This is a genomic window from Janibacter limosus NBRC 16128 (genome assembly GCF_001570985.1).
Lineage (GTDB): Bacteria > Actinomycetota > Actinomycetes > Actinomycetales > Dermatophilaceae > Janibacter > Janibacter limosus.
Genome location: NZ_BCSS01000067.1, coordinates 1 through 8,086, shown reverse-complemented (window position 1 = coordinate 8,086; position 8,086 = coordinate 1). Strand labels below are relative to the sequence as shown.

At 70.3% G+C, this 8,086-nt stretch carries 9 protein-coding genes; 5 read left to right on the top strand and 4 right to left on the bottom strand.

What is annotated here, in order from left to right; all coding sequences use genetic code 11:
- The 3 genes from JLI01S_RS15880 to JLI01S_RS15870 form a co-directional block, all read right to left on the bottom strand.
- Positions 1–546, bottom strand: a 546-nt coding sequence (locus tag JLI01S_RS15880) for a universal stress protein (protein ID WP_068266473.1), incomplete at its 3' end; no start/stop codon positions are given.
- Positions 547–556: 10 nt separating this feature from the next.
- Positions 557–2,032: an MFS transporter gene (locus tag JLI01S_RS15875; RefSeq protein ID WP_369407385.1), complete on the bottom strand. Its 1,476-nt coding sequence runs from the start codon at positions 2,030–2,032 to the stop codon at positions 557–559.
- A 110-nt stretch (positions 2,033–2,142) separates the two neighbouring features.
- Positions 2,143–3,195: a 4-hydroxy-3-methylbut-2-enyl diphosphate reductase gene (locus JLI01S_RS15870; protein WP_068266466.1), complete on the bottom strand. Its 1,053-nt coding sequence runs from the start codon at positions 3,193–3,195 to the stop codon at positions 2,143–2,145.
- 57 nt (positions 3,196–3,252) lie between these two features.
- Between JLI01S_RS15870 and xseA the strand changes: the two genes are divergently transcribed.
- From xseA to JLI01S_RS15855, 3 genes are all read left to right on the top strand, one after another.
- Positions 3,253–4,485 (top strand): exodeoxyribonuclease VII large subunit, encoded by a 1,233-nt coding sequence (xseA, locus tag JLI01S_RS15865; protein ID WP_068266462.1) that lies wholly within the window; start codon positions 3,253–3,255, stop codon positions 4,483–4,485.
- A gap of 225 nt (positions 4,486–4,710) precedes the next feature.
- Positions 4,711–4,938 (top strand): exodeoxyribonuclease VII small subunit, encoded by a 228-nt coding sequence (locus tag JLI01S_RS15860; protein ID WP_068266459.1) that lies wholly within the window; start codon positions 4,711–4,713, stop codon positions 4,936–4,938.
- 4 nt (positions 4,939–4,942) lie between these two features.
- Entirely contained in the window at positions 4,943–5,341 is a 399-nt protein-coding gene (locus tag JLI01S_RS15855; protein WP_245634658.1) for an NUDIX domain-containing protein, read from the top strand.
- 6 nt (positions 5,342–5,347) lie between these two features.
- On the opposite strand, the gene JLI01S_RS15850 is transcribed toward JLI01S_RS15855, so the two are convergent.
- Positions 5,348–6,022 carry a DUF4245 domain-containing protein gene (locus JLI01S_RS15850; RefSeq protein ID WP_068266455.1) on the bottom strand — a complete coding sequence of 225 codons (675 nt, stop codon included), beginning with the start codon at positions 6,020–6,022 and terminating at the stop codon, positions 5,348–5,350.
- Between the two features lie 79 nt (positions 6,023–6,101).
- On the opposite strand from JLI01S_RS15850, the gene glpX reads away from it, so the two are divergent.
- Together glpX and JLI01S_RS15840 are read left to right on the top strand one after the other, a co-directional pair.
- Complete coding sequence (gene glpX / locus JLI01S_RS15845) at positions 6,102–7,118, top strand: class II fructose-bisphosphatase (protein WP_068266452.1); 1,017 nt, start codon at positions 6,102–6,104, stop codon at positions 7,116–7,118.
- Between the two features lie 5 nt (positions 7,119–7,123).
- Positions 7,124–8,071: a PfkB family carbohydrate kinase gene (locus tag JLI01S_RS15840; RefSeq protein WP_068266448.1), complete on the top strand. Its 948-nt coding sequence runs from the start codon at positions 7,124–7,126 to the stop codon at positions 8,069–8,071.
- Positions 8,072–8,086: the final 15 nt, after the last annotated feature.

Genomic DNA, 8,086 nt, shown 5'->3' with positions numbered 1-8,086 from the left:
TGCCGGCGGTCGGTACCCGGGACGGCCGGCGGTCCCCGCCGAGCGCACCGCAGCGCGACCGAGTGCACGGCCGGCGCGCTCGACCGCGCCCGGCGGCTGCTCGGAGATGCTCGGTGGCATCGCGACCACGGGGCAGGAGGCGCTCTCGAGGAGTCGCTGGGCGAAGAGCGGCTCACCGGTCAGTCGGCGGGGCGTGTCGATCACGAGCAGGTCGGCGTCCTGCGCCGCGTCGAGGAGCACCCGACGGTGACCCCCGCGCACGACGCGCAGCTCGGCCCCGTGGTCGGGTCCGAGGACCTCGGCGACGTCGGCCGCCAAGGAGCGCTCCATCGTCGTGACGACATCACCCTCGCGAGGCGGGGTGGCCGCGATGACCCCGGAGGTGGAGCCGGCGGCCGCTGGCATCTTCCACGCACGCACGGCCACGAGGTGGCCGTGGTTGAGGGCGACCTGGGCCGCGGCCCAGCGCAGTGCGGCAGGAGACTTCGACGTCGTGCTGACCCCGACGACGACCGTGTAGGGGCGGGGCGCATTCGCATCACTCATGTCGTCCTCCTCAGACCGGCAGGTTGACGGTCTCGTTGCCGTGGTCGTCGTAGGTGGTGAGCGGGGGCGCGATCTCCTCCAGGGACTTGCCCTCGGCATCGACGCCCCAGACCGCGGCGACGATCGCACCGGTCATCATGATCCCCGAGGCGATGAGATAGCCCCAGAACATCGGCTGCCGGTCACCACCATCGCCGATGAGCCAGCCGTAGAAGACCGGTCCGATGGCTCCGAAGATCTGCGCGATGGCGAAGAAGTAAGAGATCGCCTGCCCGCGCACCTCGAGCGGGAAGATCTCCGACACCGTCAGGTAGCCGGCCGAGGCCCCGGCGGAGGCGAAGAAGAACGCGACGCACCAGAAGATCGTGTGCGTCCCCGCGGTCAGGGCATCAGCGTTGAAGAGGAAGGCGGAGACGGTGAGCACGATCGCTGCGAAGGCGTAGCACCCGCCGATCATCTTGCGTCGCCCAACGGTGTCGAAGAACCGACCCAGGAGCAGCGGACCGAGCAGGTTGCCGACGGCGAAGGGGAAGAAGTACACCGCCGCGCTCGAGGCCGTCTTGTCGTAGAAGTTCTGCAGCACGAGCGAGTAGGTGAAGAAGATCGCGTTGTAGAGGAAGCTCTGCGTGATCATCAACGTCGCGCCGAGCACCGTGCGCTTCGGGTACATCGTGAAGAAGACGTAGGCGAGCTGCTTGGGGGTCAGGCCCTCACGGCTCTTGATCCACATCCCGTCCCGGTCCATGTCGAGATCGGGGAGGGTGTCCCCCTTCGCCCGCACCTCGTCCTCGATGCCCGAGACGATCTCCTCGGCCTCGTCGAACTTGCCGTGCGTGACCATCCATCGCGGGCTCTCGGGGATGTGCCGACGCAGGTAGATGATGCCCAGACCGAGGACGGGACCGATGAGGAAGGCGATCCGCCACCCGAGGCCCTCACCGACGATGTCCGGGTTGAGCAGCCAGTAGCTGGCAAAGGCACCGAAGCCGGCGCCCAGCCAGTACGTGCCGTTGATGGCCAGGTCGACGCGACCACGGAACTTGCCGGGGATGAGCTCGTCGATCGCGGAGTTGACGGCCGAGTACTCGCCGCCGATGCCGGTCCCGGCCACGAAGCGCAGCGCGAGGAAGACCCACATGTTCGGGGAGAACGCCGCCAGGCCCGAGGCGACCAGGTAGAGCGCCAGCGTCATCGTGAAGAGCTTCTTGCGGCCCAGGGTGTCGGTCAGGCGACCGAAGAAGAGCGCGCCCGTCACTTGGCCGACGAGGTAGACCGTGCCGGCGAGACCGACATCCGTCGATGACATGCCGAGCGACTTCTCGAAGCCTCCGGCGGCCACGATCTGGACCTCGAGACCGTCGAGGATCCACGCCGTCCCGAGACCGAGGATCACCATCCAGTGGAACCTCGACCACGGCATGTCATGCATGCGGGCCGGGATCAGGCTCCTGACCGGCTTGTCCTCAGCAACATCCGTCGAGCTCACCGCGGCACCGCCCTCCCGGCGCCGGGTGGCGCCCCGCGGGACCTGCTACCCCGAGTGGGCACGATGATGCGCGGTGCTCCCCCCTTCGTCGGACGAAGGGAGTGCGGGCGTCAGTGCAGCTGGCCCGCGTCCTCGAGGGAGCCCGCGTCGTGCTTCATCTTGTCGTCCATGCCGGCTGCCTTGAGGTCCTTGCGCAGCTCCTTGGGCAGGGAAAACAGGAGGCTCTCCTCAGCCGCGATGATCGGCTGCGGGTCGCCGTAGCCGCGCTCGGCGAGGAAGTCGAGGACACCGCGCACGAGGATCTCGGGCACCGATGCGCCGGAGGTGACGCCGACGGTCTGCACACCCTCGAGCCACGCCTCGTCGATCTCGTCCGCGTAGTCGACCAAGTGGCCGTCGCGCGAGCCGTGCTCGACCGCAACCTCGACCAGGCGCACCGAGTTGGACGAGTTGCGCGAGCCGACGACGATCATCAGGTCGCAGTCCTTGGCCATCTGCTTGACCGCGAGCTGGCGGTTTTGCGTGGCGTAGCAGATGTCGTCGCTCGGGGGATCCTGCAGCTTGGGGAACTTCTCCCGCAGGCGCCGCACGGTCTCCATGGTCTCGTCGACCGACAGCGTCGTCTGCGAGAGCCATACGACCTTGTCGGGGTCACGGACCTCGACATTGGCGACATCGTCCGGACCCTCGACGAGGGTGATGTGCTCGGGCGCCTCGCCGGAGGTGCCGACGACCTCCTCGTGCCCCTCGTGACCGATGAGCAGGATGTCGAAGTCGTCGTCGGCGAAACGCACCGCCTCGCGGTGCACCTTGGTGACCAGCGGGCAGGTCGCATCGATGGTCTTGAGGCTGAGCTGCTTGGCCTCCTCGTGGACGACCGGGGCGACGCCATGTGCGGAAAAGACGACGGTCGCGCCCTCGGGGACCTCGTCGGTCTCCTCGACGAAGATCGCGCCCATCTTTTCCAAGGTCGTCACGACGTGCTTGTTGTGGACGATCTCCTTGCGGACATAGACCGGCGGGCCGTACAGCTCGAGGGACTTCTCGACGGTGACGACGGCCCGGTCCACCCCGGCGCAGTAGCCGCGGGGGGCCGCGAGCAGGACACGCTTGGCGCCCTGCTGGGCGTCGGAGTCGGTGGAAGGGGTCGCAGTGGTGCTCATGGCCCCAATCGTAGGCGAGGGGCCTGAACGGGCCCTGATCGCCATACGCTGGGCGGCATGAGCACTCCTCTGCCGGACAGGGCCGCTGACACGAGCGCCGAGCAGCCGTGGCCGGTACGGGTGCTCAGCATGAAGATCGCGGACTACGTCGACAAGATGTCGGTCACCTGGGTCGAGGGGCAGGTCGTCCAGCTCACGCGACGACCGGGGGCGCGCACCGCGTGGCTGACCCTGCGCGATCCCGATGTCGACATGTCGCTGCCCTGCATGGTCCGGGTCAATGCACTGGACGCGATGGCCGCACCGCTCGGCGAGGGCGCCCGGGTCGTCGTCCAAGCCAAGCCCAACTACTGGACCCAGCGCGGCTCGCTGTCGATGGACGTCCGCCAGATCCGTCCCGTCGGCGTCGGCGAGCTCCTCGCGCGCATCGAGTATCTCAAGCAAAACTTGCGCTCCGAAGGGCTCTTCGAGGCCTCCCGCAAGCGATCGCTGCCCTTCCTCCCTCGGCGCGTCGGACTGGTCTGCGGTCGAGCGAGCGCCGCGGAGCGTGATGTCGTCGAGAACGCGCACCGCCGCTGGCCAGGCCTGCCCTTCGCCATCAGGCAGGTCGCGGTGCAGGGTCCGACGGCGGTGACCGAGGTGACCGCGGCCATCGCCGAGCTGGACGCGATGGAGGACGTCGACGTCATCATCGTCACCCGCGGCGGCGGGTCCGTGGAGGACCTGCTGCCCTTCAGCAACGAGACGATGGTGCGCGCGGTCGCCGAGGCCCGCACCCCCGTCGTCAGCGCGATCGGCCACGACGTCGACACCCCGATCCTCGACCTCGTCGCCGACGTGCGCGCCTCCACCCCCACCGATGCCGCCAAGCTCGTCTGCCCCGACGCTGCTGCCGAGCGCGCGGGGATCGTCGACTCCCGTGCCCGGGCACGGACCGCGCTGGCCGCTCTCATCGAGCGTGAGCGCCGTGGCCTCGTCCACCTCACGAGCCGGCCGGTGCTCACCGACCGGACCGCCTTCGTCCGCGCCCAGCGCGAGGTCGTCGAGGCGTTGCGTCGCCGCGCCCACGGGCGGGTCGAGGCCCGGCTGCACCGCGAGCGCGACCGGATCGGGCACCTGCGCGCCCAGGCCCGAGTCCTCTCCCCTGCCTCGACCCTCGAGCGCGGGTACGCGATCGTCCAGCGCCCCGAGGGTGAGGTCATCGCCTCCCGGGAAGGGCTGGCTGTCGACGACCTGCTGCGGGTGACCGTCGCCGACGGGGACTTCGCGGTCCGGGTCACCGACGCCTGACACCCCGGCCTGGACCCATGCGGCTCGCTCTCGACGGCGCTCCGGACAGGTGTTACCTGCGGGTACGACGTGCATGTCTCGAGCAGGTCCATTCGAAGGCCCCGATCCACGGGCGTCGCCGCGCATCGCAGCCGACAGGTGCACGTCGTACCCGCAGGTCACCTGTCGCGACCTACGCCAGCGCCGGGCCGCGACCCGCGCCCGGCCGCACCTAGAGTGGTCGCCATGTCAGATGAGCAGGAGCAGACCGACGTCGCCGATCTCAGCTACGAGGAGGCGCGACAGGAGCTCATCGAGCTCGTCGCCCGGCTCGAGGGCGGCCAGGCCGGCCTCGAGGAGTCGATGCAGCTGTGGCAGCGGGGCGAGGCCCTCGCCGCGCACTGCGAGACCTGGCTCGACAAGGCCGAGGCGAGCCTCACGCCCGGGGCCGGGGCCGACACCCGCGACGGCTGAGGTCGTGGACCAGTACGTGCATCGCGTCGCAGCAGGCCTCCTGGTCGCGGACGGCCGGGTCCTGCTGGGCCACCGCCACCCGTTGCGGCGCTACTACCCCGACTGCTGGGACGCCGTGGGTGGGCACATCGAGCCGGGAGAGTCCCCGGAGCAGGCGCTCGCGCGGGAGTGCGTCGAGGAGATCGGTGTCGTCGTGACCCATGCCCGGTTGGCGACGACGACGCGTCTGGACGACCTGGAGCTGCATGCCTTCGTCATCGACGGATGGCAGGGCAGGCCGACCAACCTCGCGCCCGACGAGCACGACGACCTGCGCTGGTTCGGCCCCGACGAGCTCTCCGGCCTCCCGCTGGCCCACCCCGCCCTCGGCGACCTCGTCCTGAGGGTCACCGCAGCCCCGTGAGCGGGGTCAGCTGCTCGGGCTCGAGCCGGCCGTGGGGACCTCGGCCGGGACCAGCGTGTCGGCGAACTCCTCCAGCTGTGCCCACGACCCCGTCCCGGTGACGAGGGTCGTCAGCTCTGTGGGGTCCTTGGGGACATTGACCAGGCTGCGCTGCACCTTGCCCTCTCGGTCGCGCTTGGCCCACACCCGACCGTCGTCGGTCGTGACGGTCCCCACGCGGGCACCGTTGTTGGTCTGGGTGTCGACCCACGGCTGGCCCGGGTCCAGTGCCTGCTGCACCGAGACGTACTCACCGTCGGGGGTGGTGTACCCGGCGTTCCAGACCATGACATCGCCCTTGGAGCGCACATACCGCACATTGGTGGCGGCCCACCCGTCCGGCAGACCCTCTGGGTAGGCAAAGGGCTGGCCCGCCTGCTCGGCCCGCACCACCGCGGTGCCCGGGACGTCGATGGACTGGGGCGTCGTGCTGTTGGGTCGGCCGGTCATGAAGAAGAGCGCGAGCGTGATCGCGACGATGACCGCCATCGAGCGGGCGATGTTGGCGGCGCTGCCCTTGGCGTAGTGGCTCGCTCCGCGGGCGGGGACACCCTGCTGCGACGCCAGCTCGGCGGGCGTCGGCTCACGGTCCGTGGCGGTGACGGGGGCGGTCTCGGCCTGGTCGCCGGGGGCAGAACTCATGGATCACATGGTCGCACGCGCAGGTGGGTGCGACAGATAGGCTCTGGCGCGACGAGCACCATGCCACGCTAGGAGAGCCATGAGCCAGTCCCAGTCCACCCCGAGCGCAGGGGTCATGCACCCCGACCGCAACCTCGCGATGGAGCTGGTGCGGGTCACCGAGGCCGCTGCCCTGGCCGGTGGTCGCTGGGTCGGACGAGGCGACAAGAACACCGCTGACGGTGCAGCCGTCGACGCGATGCGCACAATGATCTCCAGCGTCCGGATGAACGGCACGGTCATCATCGGCGAGGGCGAGAAGGACGAGGCCCCGATGCTCTTCAACGGCGAAGCGGTCGGCGACGGGGAGGGCCCCGCCTGCGACGTGGCCGTCGACCCGATCGACGGCACCACCCTGACGGCCAAGGGGATGACCAACGCAGTCTCCGTCCTCGCCGTCGCGGACCGCGGCTCGATGTACGACCCGAGCGCCGTCTTCTACATGGACAAGCTCGTCACCGGCCCCGAGGCCGCGGACGTCGTCGACATCCGGCTGCCCGTCGCCGAGAACATCAAGCGCATCGCCAAGGCCAAGGGCGAGCAGCCCGAGGACGTCACGGTCATGATGCTCGACCGCCCCCGCCACCACGACCTGGCCGAGGAGGTCCGCGCCGCGGGCGCTCGCATCCGTTTCATCTCCGACGGCGACGTCGCCGGGGCGATCATGGCGGCCCGGCCGGGCACCGGTATCGACCTGCTCCTGGGCATCGGTGGCACCCCTGAGGGGATCATCACGGCCTGCGCGATCAAGTGCCTCGGCGGCGTCATCCAGGGTCGTCTCTGGCCCCGTGACGACGAGGAGCGCCAGCACGCCATCGACGAGGGTCACGACCTCGACCGTGTCCTGACCACCGACGACCTCGTGGCGACGGACAACTGCTACTTCGTCGCCACCGGCATCACCGACGGTGAGCTGCTGCGTGGCGTGCGCTACCGCGCCGGCGGCGCGACCACCGAGTCGCTCGTGATGCGCAGCAAGTCCGGGACCATCCGGGTCGTCGAGGCGCACCACAACCTGACCAAGGTCCAGCGACTCTTCCCCCAGCCGAACGCCTGACTCCGATGCCCGGCCTGCGCCGTCGCTCCCCCGCCCCGGCTCCCACCCTGGTCATCGGCGAGTCCCTCGTCGACGTCGTCGTGGGCCCGGTCGGGGACCACGCGGAGCATGTCGGGGGGAGCCCGCTCAATGTCGCGGTCGGGCTGGCCCGCCTCGGGCACCCGGTCAGCCTGGCCACCCACTTCGCCTGCGACGGCCGCGGGGCCGTCATCGGGGAGCACCTGGCGGACGCCGGCGTCCTGCTCACTCCCGGCAGCGACAACGCTCTCGACACCTCCACGGCCACCGCGACCCTGGACGCTGCAGGGTCCGCGTCGTACTCCTTCGACATCGCCTGGCGGGTACCGGAGCTCCCCGACCTGCCGGGTCACCTGCACACGGGTTCGATCGGCGCCGTGATGCGTCCCGGCGGGGTCGACGTGCTGTCCGCCATGACCGGCGCCGCACGAGGCCACACCGTCTCGTACGACCCCAATGTGCGCCCGGACCTCTTCCCCGACCGTGAGCTCGCCGTCGCCGAGGTCGAGCGCCGCGTCGCCGTCAGTGATGTCGTCAAGGCCAGCGACGAGGACCTGCAGTGGCTGGCCGGACGCTCCCTCGACGACGACGAGCTGGCCGAGCAGCTGCGGTCCTGGGCCGACCTCGGCCCCGTGCTGGTCGTGTGCACGCTCGGACCACGAGGAGCCTTGGCGATCCTCCCTTCGGGCCGGCTCATCGCTGTGCCGGGCCGCACCGTCGAGGTCGTCGACACCGTCGGCGCGGGCGATGCCTTCATGTCAGGTCTGCTGTCGGGCCTCATCGACGCAGGCCTCCTCGGCGGCGCCGACGCCAAGGCACGCCTGCACAAGTCCCGCGGCCGGGTCCTGACCCCCGCGATCGAGCGCGGCATCGACGCGTCCGCCTACACCGTCGCCCGAGCCGGCGCACAACCACCGAGCCGCGCCGACCTCTAGGGTCGGCGCGGCTCC

Excerpts from the sequence above, each read along its gene's own strand:
- JLI01S_RS15870 (WP_068266466.1), bottom strand. The coding sequence starts at position 3,195 with ATGAGCACCACTGCGACCCCTTCCACCGACTCCGACGCCCAGCAGGGC.
- xseA (WP_068266462.1), top strand. The coding sequence starts at position 3,253 with ATGAGCACTCCTCTGCCGGACAGGGCCGCTGACACGAGCGCCGAGCAG.
- JLI01S_RS15860 (WP_068266459.1), top strand. The coding sequence starts at position 4,711 with ATGTCAGATGAGCAGGAGCAGACCGACGTCGCCGATCTCAGCTACGAG.
- JLI01S_RS15850 (WP_068266455.1), bottom strand. The coding sequence starts at position 6,022 with ATGAGTTCTGCCCCCGGCGACCAGGCCGAGACCGCCCCCGTCACCGCC.
- glpX (WP_068266452.1), top strand. The coding sequence starts at position 6,102 with ATGAGCCAGTCCCAGTCCACCCCGAGCGCAGGGGTCATGCACCCCGAC.
- JLI01S_RS15840 (WP_068266448.1), top strand. The coding sequence starts at position 7,124 with ATGCCCGGCCTGCGCCGTCGCTCCCCCGCCCCGGCTCCCACCCTGGTC.